We start from the raw sequence: 22332 nt of genomic DNA on the forward strand, positions 1-22332 counted from the left end.
TGGTTGTTCTATTTAAGTATTGAACTATGGATTGGCTGATTCATCGTTGTATGGTCAAAATCCAAACTGCCATCCAAAACGGAACTACAGTTGGTGGGAACCCCGATATTGAAATAGGAGCGTTCGCTGATCTGTTTTAACAGCGCAAGACCTTCTGGATTGGATCCGAGATTGCAGTCGTATACCAAAAGCTGGAAGTTGGTTCCCTGATAAAGGCCCTCGAGCATGGAAAATTCGAACTCTTGTTCTACTTGTTGGCCATCATAGGTTATCCCGCCAAGTTCAAAGGCATTATAGGTGGCATTAACGAACAAGTGAATGGTTTGTATCGAACTGTTTTGCTGAACATATTCCCGGATGGTTTTCCAGGGATTATCTTCTCCATTGATTTCCAAAAAGTGGCTATTGGATGGGAGTCTGTTCAGGACATCCTGTTTTTGGGCATATTGGGAATCCATAACTACCAATTCATTGGTTTGGGCTTTGGAAACTCCAATTACCACAAGGGTTAGAAGCAAAAAGCTTATTAAAGTTTTTAGGTTGATGACTGTTTTCATGGGTTTATTGAGTTTAGGTTTTCGTACATAGTTTTAGGGTTCAAGTTTTGTTTGAAAGTGGACATGAATCGTCCTGGCCGCGATTTGCAGCTAGTTTTTCGCCCGTGTCTGTAGCATTGGCTACATCACGTCATTTTTAAAAAACATCGAGAATGATCAATCGGAATAGTAGTGCTATATCATAATGGTCGGAAACTTTTATTTGAAATTCATTTCTTATTATTTCTTACAAAAAAGAATCAAAATATGTAATCTATTTCTTATTTACATTTTAAGAAACGGGGGTGTATATGCCTTATTTCAAAAAAAAAATCACCAAATTGATAAAAATCAATTTTTCCGTATTTTCTTACATATATTGAGAGGTATACTATTGAAATACAGCTGCAGCACTCCTGTAAGAAAACCCAATTTTCTTAAAGAGTAACAGAATTTTGTTCCATTTGGTAATGGATCGTTGGAGCAAATGCTCCGGTGAAAGGGTCTTTTTAGCTTACCTCTTTCATGAGCCTTGACAAGGTTTCCGGTCTCATGGCCAAGTACGATGCCAAGTGTTTCCTTGGAATACGCTCCACAATCTCTGGTTTTATCTTTTCCATGAAAAAGGCCAACCGTTTACGTGCATTGGGTATGCGTGCCAAGTAAACCCGGTGTTCTGCCAAAATGTAGTATTCTTCCATTAGAATCCGGTTGATGTGCCGCATTTCTGGAAAATGGTTCAGGCAGTATTTGTAGTCCTCGTATTCAAGGTAATCGCAATAGGTGTGCTCCAAACTTTGGATGTATTCCTGACTTTCTTGGTTTCGAAAAAAACCGGTAATGGAGGTAAATACTTCGTTCTCCGAATCGATCCATGTGGTGATTTCCGTGGATTCGCTCACAAAATAGCCGCGGACCATTCCCTTTTTGATGAGATATAACCGATTGCATACTTCGCCAGCTTTACTGATCAATTCATTTTTTTGAAAGGAGCAGCTTTTGATCTTGTCTATCAAATACGCTTTGAGGCTTGGACTGATGGGATAAATGGAATTGAGAAAGAAAACAATGTATAGGTTTTTTTCGGAACTCTCTTTGGCAGGCATTTAGTTATTGGTTTGGTTATCGTTTGTATTCTGTTTCAAAAGTAATACATCGTCTTGAATAGTAACGGTATCATTGGGTCCAACAAGGTTCGATCTATCATGATTTGTGTTTAAAGGGATGTTCCCATAGCCCCCGATAGTCCCTTTTCAAAAGAGCAGTGGCCTCGGCATCGTCCACAACGACCCGCTGCTCTGGATGATAAGCCAAAGGGCGCTCCAGTTCCATGGCCAGATTGGCCAAAATACAACTGGCCGTGGAAATATGTCCCTCTTCCACATCGGCAACAGGCAATCTATCGCTTTCTATGGCATCCAATAGATCTAGCATGTGGGCTCTTGTGGCAGGTGCCGTATGTAATTCTATATCTTTTTCCTTGAGATCTTCAGGATATTTTTCCCGTTCGTACACCACATCTTTTTGTATGGTCTTGCCATCTCCGTGGGGTATAAATTCATATTTAAAAACACTTCCTTTAAAGGTGCCTTTTTCTCCATAAATAAAAAAGGCCCACGGATATTCAGGGTCAGCTGGGGTTCCCCAACTTCGATGTTGCCATACACAATTGAGTTCGTCAAATTCAAAGATTGCGGTCTGTGTATCGGGCGTATTGGCTATGGAATCCTTTTGCACATAAATGCCGCCGGTGGAGCTTATTTTTTGGGGCCACCCCAGTCCAAGCATCCAACGCACGGTATCCAGCATATGAACGCACATATCACCAACAATACCGTTGCCGTATTCCATAAAGGCACGCCATTTTCTGTGCGGAAGCCCAAAATAGGGTCGTAAGGGGGCGGGTCCGGACCACAGGTCATAATCAAAATAATCAGGTATTTGTTGCGGTGGAGGATTGCCGTTCCAGCGCATATGGTAGTAGCAGCACATTTCCACATGGGATATTTTTCCCAATAGCCCGGCATCGATGATATTTTTTTTGCCCTCGATCAAGTGTGGGGTGCTTCGGCGTTGGGTACCGATCTGAACTTTTCTGCCCAACCTTCTGGCCGTATCCAAAATAGCTTCGCCTTCCATGACATCCAAACTGATGGGCTTTTGCAGATACAAATGGGCGCCGGATTCCATGGCTTCGATAGCCTGAAGGGCATGCCAATGATCGGGCGACCCGATCAGTACAATATCCAGGTTTTTTTCCGCCAACATTTTTCTATAATCACGGTAGAGTTTAGGTCTTTTACCGGATTTTTGTCGGAGGGATACCAAAGTTGCCGCTTCTTCCAGTTGTTTTTGGTCCACATCGCACAAAGAAACTACCTCCACGTTGGCGACTTGTATCAGTCTGAACAAATCGCTCTTGCCATACCATCCCGTGCCAATGAGCCCCACCTTCCACTTTTTTGGGGCATATAGCATATCCATACCGTAGGTTCCCATTGATGAAAGGGCCAAAGCGGCACTGGTGCTTTTGATGAAATTTCTACGATTTAGGTATCTATTTTCGGTTTTCATGGACTTAGGGTCGTAGTTTGCCATTAGGTTGGCAGTATTGGTTGGGTTGCTATGGGTTTAGACCAGTTTTGGAGTTGGTTCAATGTTTTTGTGCTTTTTCCTCGTCAAAGCTGTACAGATACGGTGCCTTGTTCGCCGCTCCTGTGTACAGTTTTTCGTGCCTTTTTAAGATGCCCATGCTCAATATTTTGCGTTGAAAGGTGGTTCGTCGCAGCTTCTCGTTCAAAATGGCTTCGTACACTTTGCGAAGTTCTTTCATGGTAAACTTTTCGGGCAGGAGATTAAGGCCAATCGGTTTTTTGCCCAGATCATTGCGAATGGCTTCCAAGGCCTTGTCCACGATTTCCTGATGGTCCATCATCAACTTGGGAAGCTTATTGATACTATACCAATTAATGGAATCCGAATATCTATTGGGCGCTGGCTGTACCTGATTGTAATCGATGAGCGAATAATAGCCCACTGTGATGAACCTTTCGAGTACCCAATGATCATTTGGTATTTCTATCCCCAACGCGCGGGCAATCTCTTTGGTGGTTTCAGGGTCCGACCGATGGAGCCTTCCAAAAGTGTGAAACTGCTCCAAGTGGATCTTGGTCAGACCGGTTCGTTTCATCACCCCTGTTTTTACGGCCTCGAGCAAATCCTGATCTCTCCTGATGTAACCACCGGGCAAGGCAAACTTTCCAGAATTTTGATACTCGAGTACCAAAATCTTTAATTCTTCGCCCGTAAAACCAAAGATTACGGTATCAAAAGAAACGTTGGCCAAATATTTATCTTCTGAGGGCAACATAGTGTTAACATCGCAAAATGTACATCAAAAAAAATTAATTCTGAAAAAATCAGGGCTTTATTGTAGCAATTTGATACAATATAAAGTAGGGACTATGGAAATCAGTTTTGGGAAAACCATTCATTTTCCTTACCACTACACCTAACAAAGTATTTGAAACAAGTCAGAAAACTAAGAAAGTTTTGGCTCTATGATGGTGTTCGGATGATTTGCTAGGAATGAACCTTACCGTATAATCCTACAACATGAACATGTGCAATCAATTTTAACATTTGGATTTGTATCAGAAGGCGGGAAGAAGTTGTAACAATCCAAAGGGTTTTTGTTGAAAATTTATATCGGTTCTCCAGACGAAGTGGAGTGGGCATTTTATGAGTATGGCCGCGACCTTAGGCGTATTAACGTTTTATTAGGATTCACATATTGACAATACGGATAAGTCAATTTTAGCGACATGAATATTTAATGTTAAAATATTGTCAATTATAAAATTTTAACTATTATTGTTCATGATTGAGACAATACCGTGATCGCAATCATACAAATTAACTAAACTAAATAGACTATCTATGAATCAAAACAGATGTAAAGTTTTGACAAAGTTGTCTTATGGCCTAAAGGCTTTTCAGACATTCTTCTTGTCAATGACAATGATGTTTGTGGGTGTGTCTGCATTTGCAGCGTCCCCAGACTTGGATGAAGCTACTTCACCCCCCTACCAATTGACCATAACGGGTACCGTTGTGGATGACATGGGAGCTCCTTTACCTGGTACCAACGTTATTGTTAAGGGTACCACCAACGGGACGCAGACCGATTTTGACGGAAATTACACCATTACCGCGCCTTCTGACGCTACATTGATTTTTTCCTATGTAGGTTTTAAAACCTTGGAAGTTCCAGTAAATGGGAATTCTGTTGTGGATGTGACCATGGTAGAGGATGCCGCTGCATTGGACGAGGTGGTAGTGACCGGTTATGGTACGCAGACCCGTGGTGATTTGACAGGTGCCGTTGCATCAGTAGATGTTTCCGAAGCCGTAAAACAGCCTTTGGTAAACGTTGCCGAGGCCTTGGAAGGTCGTGCAACGGGTGTTAGTATCACAAACGCCGGTAACCCAGGTGCCGCGCCCATCGTCCGTATTCGCGGTTTGGGAACACCCAACAACAACAACCCATTATATATTATTGATGGGGCACAAACTCAGGACCCCAACATTTTGAACACCATTAACCCACAGGATATCGCACAGATCAACGTGTTGAAAGATGGTGCGGCCTCTATCTATGGTGCAAGGGCTTCCAATGGTGTTATCATTGTAACCACAAAAAGTGGTAACTACAATCAAAACAAACTATCCATCAATGTAGATGTGTCCACAGGTTTTTCAAGAGCTAATCGTTTGCCAGATATTTTGAATGCATCTCAGTTAGGCGAAGTTATCTTTGAGAGTTTGACCAATGATGCGATTCGTAATGGGACAGATCCAGCAGCGATCAGACACCCACAGTATTTTCCAAACGGTGGTCAACCTCAGGTGCCTAACCAATTGTTGGGTGTGAGTTTCTTGGGAACTGGAGAAGAAGTGGTTGCCCCTGTTAGACCAGGAGGAACCAATTGGTTGGATGAGATTTTTAGAAGTGCACCCACCCAGAATATTTCAGCGACCTTCTCCAACGGTAATGAAAATTCCAAGTTTTCTGCCACTTTCGGTTATTTGAACCGTGAGGGTATTCAGTTGGAAACCGGATTTGAAAGAGGTCAAATACGTTTGAACTCAGAATTCAAAATTGGGAAACGCTTGACTATTGGTGAACACTTAAACGCTTCTTACAGTAATTCACAAAACGTAGGTGGTAACCAAACCCAATTGGCATTGCGACTAAGCCCATTGGTGCCAGTTCGCGATAACTTGGGCCGTTTTGCTGGAGCTTATGCCAATCCAAATGGATTGTCAAACGCCTCTAACCCAGTGGCCAACTTAACACGTGATGCGGATGACTTTTTTAGGGAAACCCGTTTGATCGGTGACGTTTATGCCAGCTATGCCATCACCGATAACTTGACTCTAAAGACCAGTATTGGTGGAAACATCAGCATTTTCAGTCAAAGAGACTTCTTGGCACTAGATCCAGAATCTGCGGAGCCAAGATCGACCAACACATTGACCGAGAGAAACCAACAGACACAAAGCTGGATATGGACCAATACCTTGAACTATGTCAAAAACTTTGGCGATCATAGCATCAATGCATTGATAGGTTTGGAAGCTGTTGAAAATACAGGAAAGAGCCTTCAGGTTTCTGCCACAGGATTCCTTTTTGAAACTCCTGACTTTTACCTGTTGGATAATGCCTCTGGATCACCTATCGTGAACCCAGGCAATACCTTCGATTTTGTAAACACACTATCCTCTGTTTTTGGTTCGGTAAACTACTCGTACTCTGACAAGTACTTGGTGAGTGCTACCTTAAGACGTGACCGTTCCTCAAGATTCTTGGGAGACAATCAGAGTGGTTACTTCCCTGCATTTAGCGGTGGTTGGGTTGTGAGCAACGAAGACTTCTTCCCAAGCACGGGATTGGTCAACCGATTGAAGTTGAAAGCCTCTTGGGGTCTTTTGGGTAACCAAGAGTTACCAGTGGATAACCCAGGTATCAACATCAACAACCTGAACAATGTAGTTGCCGATTACGTTTTCGATGGAGGTACCAACCTCAGATCTGGAGCAGTTTTGTCAGGTGTTGGTAACCCTAACATCCAATGGGAAACCAGTGAAACCTTTAACGTAGGTGCGGAATTGGGCTTTTTTGATAATGCCTTGGCACTTTCCTTGGAATACTATAAGATTACTACAAAGGATTTGATCGTTGCTGACGAAACTGTAATCAGTGATACAGCCATCGATGCCGGTGCACCGTATGTAAACCGTGGTAATGTGGAGAACTCTGGTATCGATTTGAACGTTTCCTATTCAGGAGCGGTTGGAAGAGACTTCAACTTCGGCGTAGACTTTAATATGTCTACTGTTTCCAACGAGGTGACCAGTTTGGATGGTTTCCTTATTGGACAATCCTTTAGGGGTGGACCGATTACAAGAACCGAGCAAGGACAACCGATTTCTTCTTTCTACGGTCGTGTAGCGGACGGTATTTACCGAAGTGAAGCAGAAGTGTCCGCAGGGCCTGATCAAGGTTTTGCCTCTCCAGCAGCTGGTGTAGGTAGAATCCGTTACGTAGATTTGAACGATGACGGCGTTATCAATGATGATGACCGTACTTATATTGGTAATCCAACGCCAGACGTAAACTTTGGTCTTAACTTGAGCGCCAACTACAAAAATTGGGATTTCAGCGTATTCTTTAGTGGTGTTGCAGGTAACGATATCTACAACTTTGATAAAATCTATACCGACTTCCCAACGTTCCCTGACGGAAATAGGAGCACAAGGGTTTTGGATGCCTTTAACCCGACCACAAATCCTAACGGATCACAACCCGCATTGAGCTATACCATCTTGAATGGAGAGACTAATTCAAGTTCATGGTTCGTTGAGGATGGTTCTTTTGTTCGATTGAAAAACTTGGTGGTTGGATATACCTTGCCAAGCCAATTGACCGATAAGTGGGGCGTTGCAAGTTTGCGTGTCTATGCGAATGCCAGTAACTTGTTTACGATTACAGGCTACGACGGTATCGATCCCGAAATTCTACCCCCAAGTGGTGCCAACTCAGCGTTTACCCTTGGTGTGGATGAGAACACCTTTCCTGTACCGCAGATATTTTTGTTAGGAGTAAATTTAAAATTGTAAAAAGATGAAAAAGAAGTTTATTTATTTAATGGCAATTCTCTCTGTCACCTTTTCGTGTGGGGATGAATTTTCAGATACGCCCGCAATTGGGGCTTTAAGTGACGACGCTTTGGCCAATCCACAAGGGGTAGACCTCTTGTTGACAGGTGCCTATGGTATGCTGGACGGATGGCGAAGTAACAATAAAGGAAATCAGTTTGCTGTTGGTGGCGATAACTGGTGGTGTGATGTTATCTCTGATGACGCCCACAAGGGAAGTACCGATGGAGACCAGATTGAGTTATATCAAATTGAAACCTTTGACTGGCAAACGGCCAACGATTACTTCCGTGCCAAGTTTACAGCACTATACGCTGGGGTAAACCGTGCCAATGCCGTACTTTCTGTAATCAATGGTATCGACCGGGATGCCTTGTTGCCAGCAGATGCAGCGGCGATTACTGGACAAGAGGCGGAAGCTCGTTTCTTGAGAGGTCACTACTATTTTGAGTTGACTAAAATGTACGGTAATGTTTCCATAGTAAGTGTGGAAAACTATGAAACGTTGGAATTCAACCAGCCTAATAGTGGTCCAGCTTGGGAGCAAATAGAATCAGATTTTCAGTTTGCCATTGAAAATCTGCCAGCTACCAGAGCGGAGCAACCCGACCCAGGAAGGCCAACGGCATTTGTGGCACGTGCCTACATGGGTAAAGCACACCTTTATCAAGGAGATTGGGCAAATGCTTTAACGGAGCTCAATGCTGTGATCAACAGTGGGGAGTTTGCATTGAACACCGAATATTTGGACAATTTCAATGCTGCCGGTGAAAATGGACCTGAGTCTGTATTTGCGATTCAGTATGCTGCAGATACAGGTCAGTCCTTCAATGGGAACATTGGAGGAACCTTGAATTTCCCCGGTGGTGGACCATTTGGTTCTTGCTGTGGATTTTATCAGCCAACCATTGATTTAGCCAATGCTTTCCAAGTGGATGCCAATGGACTTCCACTTTTTGATACCTTTAATGATAACGACTTTAAAAACGATTATGGTATCAATAGTGATGAGCCCTTTGAACCAGATACAACCACACCGGTTGACCCTAGATTGGATTACACCGTAGGAAGACGTGGTATCGACTACAACGGTTTTGGTGAACACGTAGGTAAGGAATGGATTCGTGCAGGATTCAATGATATTTCTGGACCATACCTTCCTAAAAAGAATGTGTATCAGGCCGAGGAGTTGGCAACCAATCAAGGTGCTGGCGCATGGGGTCAACAGCATTCCGGTATCAACTACAACATTATCCGATATGCCGATGTCCTTTTGATGGCTGCCGAAGCTGCCGTAGAAACAGGGGATTTGGCCACCGCATTGGACTATGTAAACCAAGTTCGTGAAAGAGCTGCCAACACATCAGTGGTTCAAGCCGTTGATGGCGGCGGTCCTGCTGCCAACTATCAGGTTGGGTTGTATGCTTCTTTCCCAGATGCCAACTTTGCCCGTGAGGCCGTTCGCTTCGAAAGAAGAGTGGAGTTGGGTATGGAAGGACACCGTTTGTTCGACCTAAGAAGATGGGATGTAGCAGACCAAGTAATCTCAGAATATGTGACCAATGAAACCCGTACCATTGACAATTTTGGTCCAAAAATGAATGCATATCAGCCTCAGTTTGATTTGATGCCGATACCATTGACCTCAATTGATTTGAGTGGTGGAATTTTGACACAGAACCCTGGATACTAATAATATTAGTCTGAGTTAGTTTAATTCAATTTAATTCGAGTGAATAGGTTGCCAATGAATTTTGGCAACCTATTTTAATTAGGGACCCACCCAAGTGTTAATAATCGATTAATAGTGAACTAATAAACGATTACCATTTTGTGCTGACCAAAACTCTTTTTACATTCTATTTTCAATCAATCTGCAAATATTCTCGACACCAATGTTCAAAAAAACCGTTTTAGCTGCACTCCTTACCGCTGTGGTGATATCTTGCTCCGATAAGAAGGATACTCTATTCTCCAAGATTTCATCCGACCATTCAGGGATTACGTTCAATAATCAAATCGTGGAAACGGACAGTTTCAATATCCTCACCAGTGAGTATATCTTTAATGGAGGAGGGGTTGCTGTCGGTGATTTTAACAACGATGATAAGCCTGATCTCTTTTTTACCGGCAATCAAGTACCCAACAAACTGTACCTCAATCAAGGAAATTTTGAATTTACCGATGTTACCGAGGCCGCTGGCGTTGCAGCAGCGGATAAATGGAAAACAGGCGTCGCCGTAATCGACATCAACAATGATGACCTTCTAGACATCTATATCTGTGCCGCCATGTACGAAAGTCCTGAAGAAAAGGCCAATATACTTTTTGTGAATCAAGGGGTGGACGACGATGGCGTTCCCATTTTTAAGGAAATGGCAAAGGAGTTTGGCATTGCGGATACCTCCAATAGCATGAATGCCGCTTTTTTGGATTACAATAAAGATGGCTATTTAGACCTCTACGTGCTCAATAATGTAGACATCCACATATTGCCGTCCAATTATCGCGAGAAAATCACGGACGGTTCCTCGTTGAGCAATGATCGACTATTTCGCAACAATGGTGACAATACCTTTACCGATGTAACCATGGAAGCCGGCATAACCATCGAAGGCTATGGTCTTGGAGTGGCCATTTCTGATTTGAATTACGATGGATGGCCGGATATTTATGTAAGCAATGACTATTTGAGCAACGATATTCTCTATATCAACAATGGGGATGGCACTTTTACCGATAAAATAAGCGACTACGTAAAGCACCAAAGTAAATTCTCCATGGGTTCCGATGTGGCGGATTTCAACAATGATGGCTACCTCGACATCCTCACGCTCGATATGTTGGCCGAAACCAATTATCGCCTCAAAACAACCGTCAAGGCCACAAATTACAACGATTACCAGATGAACGATCGTTATGGCTATGACTATCAGTACATGCGGAATATGCTCCAAATGGGACAAGGTCCCAATATGCCCTACAGCGAAATTGGCCTAATGGCGGGCATCGCAAAGACCGATTGGAGTTGGTCACCACTCTTTGTGGATGCCGATAATGACGGTCAAAAAGACGTATTGATCACCAACGGTTTTCCCAGGGATATTACCGACCTAGATTTTGGGGATTTCAATTTCAATGTTCAAAGATATCTTAGTACCGCCCAAATTTTGGATTCCATTCCCGTGGTAAAAATTCCAAATTATGCTTACCGAAATGAAGGAAATGGCCAATTTAAGGACGTGGGCGAGGAATGGGGCCTAAGTATACCCTCGTTCTCAAACGGCGCGGCCTTTGTCGATTTGGATTCCGACGGGGACCTGGACTATGTGGTGAACAACATTAACGATGAGGCCTTTTTGTTTCGAAACAACTTGGAAAGTCAAAAAACGCAGGAAAATAATTACCTTCAGTTGGATATTAAAGGTCCAAAATCCAATAAATCAGGATTGGGTACCAAGGTGGCCATTCGATTTGCCGATGGAACCTTTCAATATTATGAGCACCAACTCAACAGAGGTTACTTGTCCACGGTACACAGCTTGGCACATTTTGGATTGGGACCAAAAACGGATATACAGTCGGTAGAAGTGGTATGGCCCGACGGAAAGCATCAGATTATCAAGGACGTTGCTGCCAATCAAAAACTAGAGGTGGATTATCAACAGGCCAAAGACCTGAACGGACAACAACTTGCTTTTCCCTTGACTCCCAAATCAACCCATCCAGTGTACAAGGAAGTCTCAGGGCAGATTGGAGTGGATTACGTACATGAGGAAACCGATAAGGCCGATTTCTATCTTCAGCCCACGCTTCCGCATAAGTTAACGCAAAACGGCCCACGCTTGGCAAAAGGGGATATCAACGGCGATGGCTTCGAGGACTTTATTATTGGAAGTTCCTCCGGGCATTCGCCCATGATCTATCTGCAGGATGCCCAAGGTCATTTTACGGCAAGTGAACTGTTCCAAGACGATGAGAGCAAAAAATATGAGGAAACCAGTATCACCCTGTTTGATTTGGAAAATGACGGAGATTTGGATATCTACATGGTTTCCGGGAGCAATGAGTTCGATATGGACTCCCCCTATTACCAAGATTACCTGATGATCAACAACGGGAACGGAAATTTTGAAAAGGCATCAGATCAGATACCCGAAATAAAGTCCAGTGGTTCCGTGGTGGAAGCCGAGGATTTTGATGGCGATGGTTATGTAGATCTTTTTGTGGGTGCCCGCACACCCTTTGCGCAATACCCGAAGTCCGACCAATGCTATTTGTTGAAAAACGAGAAAGGTAAACTGGTGGATGTTACCGAAACCTACAACAAAGACCTGCGCAAGCCCGGTATGATTACCGATGCCAAATGGACCGATATCAATAATGACAATCGAAAGGATTTAGTCTTGGTCGGCGAGTTTATGCCGGTGACCGTATTTGTAAATCAAGGCAAAACTTTCGAGAAAATGCAACAAACCGGAATGCAACAATTTTCGGGGTGGTGGGAGTGTGTATTGGCGCAAGACTTTGATAATGATGGCGACGTGGATTTAATTGCAGGAAACTTGGGCAAGAACAATTTGTATCAACCCTCGCAGGAACGGCCAGTGACCATGTTGGCCAAGGATTTTGATAACAACGGTGCCGTGGACCCAGTCATGTTTGCTTATTTTAAAAGTGATTTTGACGATACAGGATTCAAGCCGTATCCCGTTAATTTTTGGGGCGATTTAATGAGCCAGAGCCCCATGTTCCGAAAAAAGTTCAATTATTACAGGGAGTTCGCCACTACCACCAAAAGCGAACTGTTTACACCCGAAGAATTGGAAGGTGCCGATGAGTTGGTGGCGAATCACGATGAAACCACATACTTCGAAAATGATGGCAACGGCCAATTTACCATGGGCAAATTGCCATGGCAAACGCAGTCGGCGCCTATCAAATGTATGATAACCACCAGCTCGGATAATGCAGTGGCAGATGTACTGATGATCGGAAACGACTTTGGCAATGAAGCCTTCATTGGACGGTATGATGCCTTCAATGGTGGAATATTGCAGGCGGATGACCAAGGCGGTTTCACTTTTAAAAATGCGGAAGAAAGCGGCTTTAAGGTGACCGGGGATGCCAAGGATATGGTACAGGTAGCAAATGCAAATGGAGGAAACCCTTATATCGTCGTCACACAAAATAGGGGAAGGGCATTGGTGTTTACCAAAACCGACTAATGTTTGGCTAGGCCAAAGAGATAAGAAAACTTGATTTTAGATTAAAAAAAAGGTTTGTTCTCCCTTAGAACAAACCTTTTTTTATGGGTTTACCTGGCGAGTCCCGCTTGAGAGAGCGTGATCAATAAAGCCAATTGAATGGATTCGTCGCCCGGCTCATCGTTCAGGAACCACTCATGCAAGGAATGCGCACCGCCTCCTTGGCCACCACGTCCAATACAAATCGCGGGAATGCCCTTGGCTACTGGAATATTGATGTTTGTGGAACCACGTCCCAAACTGGGTTTTACACCAAAATGTTGGGTTGCTGCCATGGCTCGTTGTATCAACGGAAGCGTTGCCGGTAACTCACCAGAGGGTCTATCTCCAATTTTAATGAGTTCATACGTAACTTCGCCACGAATACCGCTTGCGTTGTATTCTTTTATGGCCTTTGCTACGGATTCCTTAAAAACAATCTCGATTTCGTCGAGGTTCTTTGGGTCAATGGCCCGCATGTCAACTTCCATCCACGACTCAAAAGGAATGGAATTCACCGAAGTTCCGCCTCCAATACGGCCCACATTAAAACTGGTTTTTGGACTATGCGTTGATGTATATTCCCATGCAGCTTTGGAAAAAATATCGATAGCCTTGCCCAAGGCGTGATGCGGATTGGCTAAGCCAAAAGCACCCCAAGAATGACCTCCTGGCCCCTTGACCATTAATTTATAACGCTTGGAACCCAGTCCCGCATTGCTGATTCGTCCTAAACTTCCACCATCGATGGCAATCCATGCATCGATATCCAACCCCGATTCGTTGAACATATACTTCATACCACGCAGGTCTCCCAGTCCTTCCTCACCTACGGTGCCAACAATAAGCAAATCTTTTTCGGTTTTGATTTCTGCCTTGTTCATGGCCTTGAGCATACTGATCAGCATGGCCAAGCCTCGGGTATCGTCCCCGATTCCAGGAGCTTTAAGGGTGTCTCCAACTTTTTTTACGGTCACATCCGTACCTTCCGGAAAAACCACGTCCAAATGCGCATCCACCCCAATATAACCCGATGCTCCGGAAACACCTTTTCGCAATCCAATGACATTGCCCACCTTATCTGTCCAAATACTGTCCACACCAGCTGCCTCCAACATCTGGGCAAACACTTTGCCTCGCTCTGTTTCCATAAAAGGCGGTGCCAAAATCTCTGTTAAGGTGATCAAATCCTGAGTGGTGGCATCCTTTTGTGATTTGATATATCCAAAAGCCTCTTCCACTTTCTTATTTTTGGCCAAGCGGTCTACTTCTTTGGTATATTTTTTTTCAATTTCCTGAGCCGTTATGGTCATGGAAAATAGGCCCAGGCCACAGGTAAGGGCAAATAGTAATTTATTCATAGTCAAATAGTTTGTGGGTTGATATATGTTTCAAATGTGAGAGCTGAAGTCTCTTTCGATCTTAGCTTGCCAAATGCTTGCTGTAACCTAAGGGTCACTGCGCCAACCTGTTCTCCGTGAAAATACACATGATTCCCAAGCTTTGCAATGGCAGCCACTTGTGTGGTGGTACCCGTAAAGAAGGCTTCGTCCATTTGTTCAATTTCATTTTCGATCACGGCTTGTTCCAATACAGGAATTCCCAGCTCATGGCAAAGTTGAATTACAATCATTCGGGTAACACCATTCAGGATGTGTTCATTGGCCGGGTGGGTAATCACTGTCCCGTCTTTTACGAAAAAGATATTGGTATGGGAACCTTCGGTGATAACCCCGTCCCGAACCAAGGCGGCCTCATCGACACCATTGTTCATGGCTGCCTCATTGGCCATAATGTTTCCCAACAACGAAACCGATTTGATGTCACAACGGTGCCATCGGACATCGGGTACCAAAATAGCGTTCATTTTGTTGGGGTTGACCTTGGGCAATGCATAGGGTAGTGCATACATCATCACACTGGGAGTTGCTTCCTTTGGATACGCATGTTTTCGGGCAGCAATACCTCGGGTTACCTGCATGTAGATCAAACAAGACTTATCCACCAGTCCAGAGGCCCGAAACAGGGGTTCCAGATTGCGCTCAACTTCTTTCACGTTAAAAGCAATATGGATTTTATTTAAATTATTTTGTAATCGGTCGAGATGTGCTTTTTTGTAAAAAATGCCGTTTTCCAACTGCACCATGACTTCGTAAATACCATCCCCAAACAAAAAACCACGGTCAAATACCGATATTCGTGCTTCTTCGGATGAATGGATTTCACCATTGATAAACACTTTGGGAGGAAACTTTCCTTGGGGCAGCATAGTTTAGCAGCTTTACGTAAAAAAGGTTGATGTTCAAAAACTGTGAAGTTAACCGTTATTCCCCTTAACTGAAAATTTAGTATCAAAGTTTGATAGAGGACTTTTGGAGTTGACCACCGATGACATCCAGTTGGAATAATGGGTATTTGTCTGGAAGGTTTTCATTTTTGTTCACTTTTCCCGTACTTCACCAAAAAAGAGCGCTTATGATCATTTTTGTGGATATGGACGAGGTTATCGCAGATGCCTATCAAGCCCATATCGATATTTATAACCAAGAGTTTGATGCCCAATTTACAGCCGAAGAATGCATGGGCAGGGAGTTTTGGCAATGTGTCCCGCAGGAGCATCAACAATCGGTGAGAGACCATACACACCGCGATGGCTTTTTCAAAAATTTGAAAGTCATCGATGGCAGTCAGGACGTGTTGGAAGCATTGAGCAAAAAGCACGAAGTCTACATCGCATCCGCGGCGATGGAGTTTCCACAATCGCTTCGGGAAAAATCCGATTGGTTGGACCAATTTTTCCCCTTTATCCCATGGCAAAATCGAATATTGTGCGGGAATAAGCATGTGCTCAAAGGCGATGTGCTCATCGATGACCGAAGCAAAAACCTGGGCTTTTTTGATGGCCGGTCCATTATGTTCACTTCGCCCCACAATACCGAGGTCAAAACCTTTGAGCGGGCGGATACTTGGCGCGATATCGCCGATAAACTTTTGTAACTTGTGAACGCAATGGGGAATAAATTGGGAAAGCTTTTACTTTTGGTTGGTTTGATAATGTTTCAGGCCTGTGCCGCCCAATCCCATTTGGTGGCCGATGAGCTGGAAACCGTAACCAAGGAGAATTTAAAATACTATTTGTACTATCCCGAACATTATTTTGATTCGGAGGAAACCTTTGGACTGTTGCTTTTTCTTCACGGAGGTGGTGAATCGGGTAGGGCGCTGGAGGAAATAAAGGATACAGGTCCGCCCAAAATGCTGGCCGAAGGCAAGCAATTTCCATTTTTGATACTGGCCCCGCAAAATTCCCACGCCAAAAAATGGTGGAATACCGAAGCGGTCATTCAATTGCTCGATTCCGTTACAAGGATGAACAGAGTGGACAAAAACAGGATTTATCTATCAGGGCTGAGCAGGGGAGGAAGTGCCGCTTGGGAGCTTGCTACGCAATATCCGGATAAGTTTGCCGCCATGGCCGTGGTGTGCGGGATGACACCTTTGCCCTATGCACACTGGATAGACCAAGAAATGCCTATTTGGGTGTTCCATGGCGATCAAGACGATGTCATTGATGTGGAAGAGTCCGATAAAATGGTGGCTAAATTGCGAGACATGGGGCACGACGTCCGATATACCAGATATAAAGGCGTAGGACACAATGCTTGGGACCGGGCCTATACCACGGACTCACTGTATACTTGGCTTGCAAATCAAAAACGAAAGCATTAAGAAAGATGAAATATTCCCTAGTTGTATTACTACTTGGACTGATAGTATGCTGTCGGTCTAAACACAAAACCGAGGTAGAAAAGCCTCAAACTGCATCGGAAATCAAAATGGATTCGTTTGCTGCGGACACGGTTGTAGATAAAGCACCTGTTTTAAAAACCTTCGAAGGACTTGCCGATACCACGTTTGTTCGCTTGGCCGATTTTAGTGCTGATTTTGCCTACGACATGCGATATGCCACGGAAAACAATTTTTTAAAGGCCAAAGTCTACGATTGTGCCGAATGTTATACCCGTGTAAAGACCGCCAAGGCTTTGATCGCGGCCAATGCCGATTTTATGGAGCAAGGGGTCAAGATCAAGTTCTTTGATTGCTATCGTCCCAATTCGGTACAGTACAAAATGTGGGAAATTGTCCCCAATCCGCAGTATGTCGCCAATCCTGACAAAGGTTCCATCCATAATAAAGGCGGTGCGGTGGATATTACCCTAGTGGATATGGAGGGCAACGAACTGGACATGGGTACTGATTTTGACTACTTCGGAAAGCGGGCCTATCACGATAATATGGACTTGCCCCAAGAAATACTCGACAACCGAAAATTGTTAAAAGAGACCATGGAAGACCACGGATTTTGGTCCATTAGAACCGAATGGTGGCACTACAACCTCTCAGCGGCGTCCAATGATAGCGTGACCAATTTTAAATGGGAGTGTGAAGACTGATCTCCCCCAACAAGGAAACCGTTCCAGAATTAACTCACTATGCGAAATCAATCGGCAACTTTTGTGCAATCCACCACGATTAATGAGTCGTTCAAGGTTTTTGTGAAAAAAATATAGCGATTCCCACCATCCTTGATTTTGTGTCTTTTTCGCAGTTCTGCCACGGACTGTGGAAAGTTTCGCGTAGTAACATTGGCCTTGTTGATAGGAAGGGATTTCATTGCCTTTTTGGAATAAGGCACCACGCTTTCAATTTTGAACCTTCTTCCCGGAAACTCCAAGAGTGATTTGGAGGTATACAAATGGGAGTGGGGATGCAATTTATAAACCCCATATGCCTTGCCCACGCTTTTGAATCCCCCTGATTTCAGAACAGCTGCATTGGGTTCGTACAGATAAGCGGAGGGTTTCTCATATGCGATGGTGCGCACTGCTTCATCTTCCCAAATAAAATCAAAGGATTCGGTATGATCGGGCTGTATGTTCCTGGTCTTGATATGAACCCGACCCTCATATCCTTTTTCTAGTAAAAAGAGCAGTTCCTTCACCTCGTTCTGTACAGCGACCACATGGACTTCTTTTACGGATTCCAAAGTCTCAATAGCTTGTTTGATGTCCAATAAGGGTGATGTCTTCATCAAAAGGTGCGAGGCCCTTTCAAAGAAAAGTGGCAAATGTTTGGAAACATCAGGATGACAATCTTGCAACAAAAACACTTTCCCTTTGGCATCATCCCTACGCGATGGATCTACATAAATCCAGTCGAATCCTTGCTTTGAATTTTGCAGAAAAGTAATGCCATCCTCAGCTTGACAGGCAATATGCTCCTGCTCCAAAACCTTGAAATTATGAGAGGCGATTTCGCTCAGTTCTTGATTGATTTCACAGTGGAAAACCTCAGGAATTTGTTGCGCGAAAAAGTAGGTGTCAACCCCCAATCCTCCGGTAAGGTCTATGAGCGATTTCCCACTTACCAATTGCGATTTGTATCGAGCCGTAATCTCAGAGCTTGTTTGTTCGATGTGCAGCTTGTTGGGGTAGTAGATGCCCGGTTTTTCAAACCAGGTTGGGAGTTTGTCCTTGCACTTTTTTTTGGCTTCAATCTGTTGGGCCAATTCTTTTTGGGAAACCCCCTCGAAAACAGGTTTTGCCAACAGAACTGTCAGGATGTCAGTAATCAAATAATTATTGATATAATCCTGTATACCAGTATTTAAGATAAGTTTATTCAAACTTTTGCTATAAATTTTTGGTCAACTTCTTCACAAAAGAATTTTCGGCCAAAAACTCCTTCAAAATCACCTTTATGGCGGTATATCCGGGCACAGCGACCACCATTCCCACGACCCCAAAAAGCAATCCCGCGATGATAATGATCAAGAAGATTTCCAAGGGGTGCGATTTTACGCTTTTGGAAAAAATAAAGGGTTGTGAAAAGAAATTATCGATGAGTTGGCCAATGGTCAAACCAATAAAAACATAAAGCGCTTTGGGCAAAATCACCGTACTGAAATCCGCATCGATAAAACTGGTCATGGTTAGGATAATCATGGTGACCCCTCCGATGATGGGACCGATGTATGGTATGATGTTGAACAAGGCGCAAAGAAAAGCGATAACTATCGCGTTTTCCACTCCCACGATGAACAATGAAATCGTATAGATCACAAAGAGGATGAACAATTGTAAAAGGATGCCTGCGAAATATCGGGAAAGCAAATTGTTTATTTTGTCGATGGAGGTCACCAAATTACTTTCCTTGTCATTGGGCACAAAGGTCAGGATACCATTTTGCATCAGTTTGCTGTCTTTTAAGAAGAAAAAGGTGATGAAGAGAACCGAGAAAAGGCCAACACTAAAATTGCTCAATGTATTTACGATGGTATTCAAAAAATTGGGAATAAAGCCCAAATCGAGTCCTTGTAGCATATTTTCCTCGATTTTGGATTCGTCTAAAAGGTTGTTTACGCTGCCTGTGGAGGCTCCAAAATACTCTAGAGTTTGGATGTAGAGGGTGTTCAAGTCTGCTTTGAGGGCCTCAATGTCCAACAGCGATAGGTTTTTGCTCTGCTCGGCCACCAAAGGAATAAATAAGGCAAGTATCCCCAAGAACAGGGAAAGCATCAATACCATGGTCACCACTACCGCCAAGGTGTTGGGGAATTTTAGTTTTCTGCGCAGGAAAAGCACTATGGGTCTGCCCAATAGCGCAAGCACGGCTGCAATGGCCAAATAGACCAATACGGATTGGATTTTGTAGAAAAACCATCCTACGAGGACAACGCCTACTATGATTGCAACTGCCCGTAATATTCCGTTTGCGATAATCTTTGCGTTCATTGCTTAGCTTTTAAAGGCGTATTCCATAATATTGGCGCCCATTTGTAGCGCTTTGATTCGGATGTCTTCCGGGTCGTTGTGTACGGCGGGATCTTCCCAACCATCCCCTAAATCACATTCATAGGTGTAGAGCAATATGAGCCTTCCTTTTTCAAAAATGCCAAAGGCCTGTGGTCGCTTGCCATCGTGTTCATGGATTTTGGGCAATCCTTCGGGAAACTTGAACTTTTGATTGAAGATGGGGTGATCCGAACCCAGTTCCTCCAAGGGCCTTTCGGGAAACACTTTTTCCAGTTCCCGACGCAAATAGGGTTCCATGCCGTAATTATCATCAATATGAAGAAAACCGCCCGAGAGCACGTAGGTACGCAAATTTTGGACCTCTTCATCGTTGAAAAAAACATTTCCGTGTCCGGTCATGTGCAAATAAGGGTATTTGAAAATGGAGACACTTGCCACCTCCACGGTTTCCGGTTCTGGGTCGATTTTGGTATCGATATGGGTGTTGCAAAATGCAATCAAATTGGGCAAAGCTGTAGGGTTGGAATACCAATCACCGCCACCTCCATATTTTAGGATGGCCACTTGTTGCGCGTATGCCAAGGATAGCGAGCAGCAAAAGAGCAAGCATATCAAAAATGTTCGTTTGTTCATGTACTAGTGATTGACCTTACCTTCAAAAATAGCGTATTCCTTTGTAATATGGATAATGTGAAGTATTAGTTGTTGATGATGGCCACGGTGGTACAGGCCACAATGGCGGCCGTCTCTGTCCGTAACCTATTTCTGCCCAAGGATACTGGAATATATCCCTTTTCTTTGGAAAGATCAATTTCCCCTTTCGAGAAATCCCCTTCGGGGCCTATGAGAATGGTTAGGTCGTTATCGGCGATTACACGTCGTTTCAATTCCATTTTATCCCCATTTTGGCAATGGGCAATAAATCTGTAACCGAGGGTTTCGTTGGATTCCAAAAACTCCCGACAGGATATGGGTGGGTTTATTTTGGGCAGTACAGTTTGCAGGGACTGCTTCATGGCAGCTTGTAATACTCGCTCCATTCGTTCCAATTTGAGCGTCTTGCGTTCGGAATGGTCGCAAATAATTGGGGTGATTTCATCCACCCCGATTTCTGTCACTTTTTCCAGGAACCATTCGTAACGGTCGTTCATCTTTGTCGGGGCCACCGCCAAGTGCAAATGGTACCGCTTTGGAATCGATTTTTGTTGTGAAATGATTTCTGCCCGGCATTTTTTTTGGTCAGCATCCAAGATCTTTGCCTCAAATAAGTACCCCTTTCCGTTGGTAATGTGCAGCACGTCCCCTTCGGATTTTCGTAACACCTTTACAATGTGTTTGCTCTCATCGGGCGGAAAGGTAAACTGTTTGGCACTATTGTCCAGGGTGGCATTGTAAAAAAGCTGCATAGCAAAGGTTTTATAAATTAACCGCCGATGGCATATCTTGCCTTGGCGGCGATGCTCTGGTCGGTAAAGGTGCCTTTTTCATATTTAAGGTAACCTACTATACCGATCATGGCTGCATTGTCTGTGCAATACTCAAATTTAGGGATAAAGGTGCTCCATCCCAACTTTTCTTCGGCATCCTTCAATCTTTGCCGTATGCCAGAGTTGGCCGCCACGCCACCTCCTATGGCCACTTGGCGTATACCTGTCTGGTCCACTGCCATTTGGAGCTTATCCATCAAAATTTCCAGAATGGTATACTGGACCGATGCGCAGATATCGTTGATATTTTTGGAAACAAAATCAGCATCCTTTTGGGTCTCCCGTTGTAAAAAGTAGAGAATGCTTGTTTTGAGTCCACTAAAGCTAAAATTCAATCCGTCTACTTTGGGTTTGGGAAACTCAAAGGCGTGCGGATTGCCCAGTTGGGCATATTTGTCTATTAGCGGCCCACCGGGATAGGGAAGCCCCATTAATTTGGCACTTTTGTCGAAAGCCTCTCCCACGGCATCATCCAAGGTTTCTCCCAGTACCTCCATGTTAAAGTGGTCGACGACTTTTACGATTTGGGTGTGCCCACCGCTAATGGTCATGGCCAAAAAGGGGAACGAAGGCGTTTGTTGGTCGCCATCGTCTATAAAATGTGCCAAAATATGCGCTTCCATGTGGTTTACTTCGATCAAAGGGACGTCCAGACCCAAGGCCAGGGATTTGGCAAAGGAGGTTCCGACCAATAAAGAACCCATAAGTCCCGGACCTCTTGTAAAAGCTATGGCAGATAGTTGTTTTTTGTCGATATTTGCCTTGGCCAAGGCTTGGTGGACCACGGGAACGATATTTTGTTGATGCGCCCTTGAAGCCAACTCTGGGACAACACCTCCATATTGCTTGTGGATTTCCTGTGTAGCCACTACATTACTGAGTACTTTTTTGTTGCAAAGTACGGCAGCCGATGTATCATCACAGGATGATTCGATGGAAAGAATATATTTTTTTGATTTCTCCACAGGTTTTGGAACAAAAATTGGTCATCAAAGGTAAAACATAAAAACCCTATCAAAAAACTTCG

At 44.0% G+C, this 22332-nt stretch carries 17 protein-coding genes; 6 read left to right on the forward strand and 11 right to left on the reverse strand.

Annotated elements, in window-relative coordinates:
* Positions 1 to 8: 8 nt before the first annotated feature.
* The 4 genes from GGE08_RS10010 to GGE08_RS10025 all read right to left on the reverse strand — a co-directional run bounded on the left by GGE08_RS10010 (position 9) and on the right by GGE08_RS10025 (position 3906).
* The gene (locus GGE08_RS10010) at positions 9 to 557 is read right to left on the reverse strand and encodes a DUF4347 domain-containing protein (RefSeq protein ID WP_179384751.1); all 549 of its coding nucleotides are present in this window, start codon (positions 555 to 557) and stop codon (positions 9 to 11) included.
* A 488-nt stretch (positions 558 to 1045) separates the two neighbouring features.
* Positions 1046 to 1642 (reverse strand): Crp/Fnr family transcriptional regulator, encoded by a 597-nt coding sequence (locus GGE08_RS10015; RefSeq protein ID WP_179384752.1) that lies wholly within the window; start codon positions 1640 to 1642, stop codon positions 1046 to 1048.
* A gap of 97 nt (positions 1643 to 1739) precedes the next feature.
* The gene (locus tag GGE08_RS10020) at positions 1740 to 3110 is read right to left on the reverse strand and encodes a Gfo/Idh/MocA family protein (protein ID WP_179384753.1); all 1371 of its coding nucleotides are present in this window, start codon (positions 3108 to 3110) and stop codon (positions 1740 to 1742) included.
* Positions 3111 to 3189: 79 nt separating this feature from the next.
* A complete protein-coding gene (locus tag GGE08_RS10025) occupies positions 3190 to 3906 on the reverse strand; it encodes an NrtR DNA-binding winged helix domain-containing protein (RefSeq protein WP_179384754.1) in 717 nt (238 codons plus the stop codon).
* 644 nt (positions 3907 to 4550) lie between these two features.
* Between GGE08_RS10025 and GGE08_RS10030 the strand changes: the two genes are divergently transcribed.
* The 3 genes from GGE08_RS10030 (at position 4551) to GGE08_RS10040 (ending at position 12985) form a co-directional block, all read left to right on the forward strand.
* Positions 4551 to 7718, forward strand: a complete 3168-nt coding sequence (locus tag GGE08_RS10030) for a SusC/RagA family TonB-linked outer membrane protein (RefSeq protein ID WP_257023999.1) — start codon at positions 4551 to 4553, stop codon at positions 7716 to 7718.
* 4 nt (positions 7719 to 7722) lie between these two features.
* Positions 7723 to 9450, forward strand: a complete 1728-nt coding sequence (locus tag GGE08_RS10035; RefSeq protein ID WP_179384756.1) for a RagB/SusD family nutrient uptake outer membrane protein — start codon at positions 7723 to 7725, stop codon at positions 9448 to 9450.
* Between the two features lie 202 nt (positions 9451 to 9652).
* Positions 9653 to 12985 (forward strand): VCBS repeat-containing protein, encoded by a 3333-nt coding sequence (locus GGE08_RS10040; protein ID WP_179384757.1) that lies wholly within the window; start codon positions 9653 to 9655, stop codon positions 12983 to 12985.
* Between the two features lie 89 nt (positions 12986 to 13074).
* Here the strand turns inward: GGE08_RS10040 and GGE08_RS10045 are convergent, their stop codons facing one another.
* Positions 13075 to 14364, reverse strand: coding sequence for a M20/M25/M40 family metallo-hydrolase (locus tag GGE08_RS10045; protein WP_179384758.1), 1290 nt, complete (start codon positions 14362 to 14364; stop codon positions 13075 to 13077).
* A gap of 2 nt (positions 14365 to 14366) precedes the next feature.
* Positions 14367 to 15272, reverse strand: a complete 906-nt coding sequence (locus GGE08_RS10050) for an aminotransferase class IV (RefSeq protein ID WP_179384759.1) — start codon at positions 15270 to 15272, stop codon at positions 14367 to 14369.
* Positions 15273 to 15478: 206 nt separating this feature from the next.
* On the opposite strand from GGE08_RS10050, the gene GGE08_RS10055 reads away from it, so the two are divergent.
* The 3 genes from GGE08_RS10055 (at position 15479) to GGE08_RS10065 (ending at position 17457) form a co-directional block, all read left to right on the forward strand.
* Entirely contained in the window at positions 15479 to 16000 is a 522-nt protein-coding gene (locus tag GGE08_RS10055) for a 5' nucleotidase, NT5C type (RefSeq protein WP_179384760.1), read from the forward strand.
* A gap of 12 nt (positions 16001 to 16012) precedes the next feature.
* Positions 16013 to 16732 (forward strand): prolyl oligopeptidase family serine peptidase, encoded by a 720-nt coding sequence (locus GGE08_RS10060; RefSeq protein ID WP_179384761.1) that lies wholly within the window; start codon positions 16013 to 16015, stop codon positions 16730 to 16732.
* A 107-nt stretch (positions 16733 to 16839) separates the two neighbouring features.
* Positions 16840 to 17457 (forward strand): M15 family metallopeptidase, encoded by a 618-nt coding sequence (locus tag GGE08_RS10065; RefSeq protein ID WP_409553490.1) that lies wholly within the window; start codon positions 16840 to 16842, stop codon positions 17455 to 17457.
* 47 nt (positions 17458 to 17504) lie between these two features.
* Here the strand turns inward: GGE08_RS10065 and GGE08_RS10070 are convergent, their stop codons facing one another.
* The 5 genes from GGE08_RS10070 to tsaD all read right to left on the reverse strand — a co-directional run bounded on the left by GGE08_RS10070 (position 17505) and on the right by tsaD (position 22270).
* Complete coding sequence (locus GGE08_RS10070; RefSeq protein ID WP_179384763.1) at positions 17505 to 18689, reverse strand: THUMP-like domain-containing protein; 1185 nt, start codon at positions 18687 to 18689, stop codon at positions 17505 to 17507.
* A gap of 7 nt (positions 18690 to 18696) precedes the next feature.
* Complete coding sequence (locus tag GGE08_RS10075) at positions 18697 to 19797, reverse strand: AI-2E family transporter (protein ID WP_179384764.1); 1101 nt, start codon at positions 19795 to 19797, stop codon at positions 18697 to 18699.
* Between the two features lie 3 nt (positions 19798 to 19800).
* A complete protein-coding gene (locus GGE08_RS10080) occupies positions 19801 to 20451 on the reverse strand; it encodes a DUF4159 domain-containing protein (RefSeq protein WP_179384765.1) in 651 nt (216 codons plus the stop codon).
* Between the two features lie 65 nt (positions 20452 to 20516).
* Positions 20517 to 21224 carry a 16S rRNA (uracil(1498)-N(3))-methyltransferase gene (locus GGE08_RS10085; RefSeq protein ID WP_179384766.1) on the reverse strand — a complete coding sequence of 236 codons (708 nt, stop codon included), beginning with the start codon at positions 21222 to 21224 and terminating at the stop codon, positions 20517 to 20519.
* Between the two features lie 17 nt (positions 21225 to 21241).
* Positions 21242 to 22270 (reverse strand): tRNA (adenosine(37)-N6)-threonylcarbamoyltransferase complex transferase subunit TsaD, encoded by a 1029-nt coding sequence (gene tsaD, locus GGE08_RS10090; protein ID WP_179384767.1) that lies wholly within the window; start codon positions 22268 to 22270, stop codon positions 21242 to 21244.
* Positions 22271 to 22332: the final 62 nt, after the last annotated feature.

It is taken from the genome of Allomuricauda sp. ARW1Y1 (genome assembly GCF_013407935.1).
In the GTDB taxonomy this organism is placed as follows: domain Bacteria; phylum Bacteroidota; class Bacteroidia; order Flavobacteriales; family Flavobacteriaceae; genus Flagellimonas.